Origin of the sequence: Streptomyces sp. NPDC006283 (genome assembly GCF_040613325.1) — a bacterium.
Taxonomy (GTDB): domain Bacteria; phylum Actinomycetota; class Actinomycetes; order Streptomycetales; family Streptomycetaceae; genus Streptomyces.
Map to the genome: position 1 here is coordinate 1 of NZ_JBEXRZ010000493.1, position 1,034 is coordinate 1,034.

Annotated in this window: 1 protein-coding gene; it reads right to left on the bottom strand. The window is 72.2% G+C overall.

Annotation, left to right across the window (positions count from 1 at the left end; translation table 11 throughout):
• Nucleotides 1-14: 14 nt before the first annotated feature.
• Nucleotides 15-884, bottom strand: a complete 870-nt coding sequence (locus ABZ070_RS37515) for a BTAD domain-containing putative transcriptional regulator (protein ID WP_356640702.1) — start codon at nt 882-884, stop codon at nt 15-17.
• Nucleotides 885-1,034: the final 150 nt, after the last annotated feature.

Consider the following 1,034-nt stretch of genomic DNA (forward strand, 5'->3'; position numbering starts at 1 on the left):
GGGCGCCCGCCCCCTTACCGCGCCCGCAGGGCGCCCGGCGGGCTCAGTGCCTCGAACGCCCCCATCAGCAGCGGATCCAGCGCATCCGCGGCCATCCGCCCCGCCGGAGCCGGCCGCCGCGGCCCGGCAGGCTCCCCGGCCCGCAGCAGCTCCAGATACGCGGCCTGCGTCTCGGCCGACGGGTCGATGCCCAGCTCGTCCGCGAGGACCTCCCGCAGCTGCTGGTAGGCGCGCAGCGCGTCCGCCCGGTTGCCCGCCGCGGCGAGTGCCGTCATCCGGCACCGGTGGGCGCTCTCCCGGAACGGCGCGCGGCGCACCGCCTCGTCGGCGTAGCGCACCGCGTGGTGTTCCGTGCCGAGCACCGACGCCGACAGGCTCGCCAGCTCCAGCGACATCAGGCGCAGTTCGTCGACCCGCTCGCGTACCGAGTTGACCCACTCGCCCTCGTGCGCCGGCAGGAACGAGCCGCGCAGATTGGACACCGCGCCCGAGGCGAGCTGGTGCGCCACCGCGTGCGCACCCTCGGCGAACGCCGTCCTGGCCTCCGCCAGCGCCGCCTCCGCGGCCTCCAGGTCGACCGCCGCGTCGTCCGGCAGTCGCAGTACGTACCGTCCGCTCTGTGCGATCAGTGGTGTCCCGCCCGGCTTCTGCAGCGGGCCGGTGACATAGGCGCGGACCCGGCTCACCACACTGCGCAGCGCGGACGCCCAGGTGTCGGGCAGTCCTTCCGGCCACACGGTGTCCGCGAGCTGGTCGCGGCTGGTTCCGGACGTACGCTCCAGAATCAGCCGGGCGAAGGCCACTTGGGCCTGAGCGCTCGACAGATGCTGGGGCGCCGTCCCGTCGTGTTCGATCGTGACAAGACCTACGAGTCTGATCAGCAACGCTGAGTCCCCCAAGACTTCGGCTGCACGCGGCACACACACGCGCGGGGGCGCGAATAAGGAAAAAGGAAGGTCGCGAATACGCGCCCCGGCTTCGCAACCAGATCTCTGCTTCGTACTCCCTTTCCAAGGATTCGACCGTACCGGCCA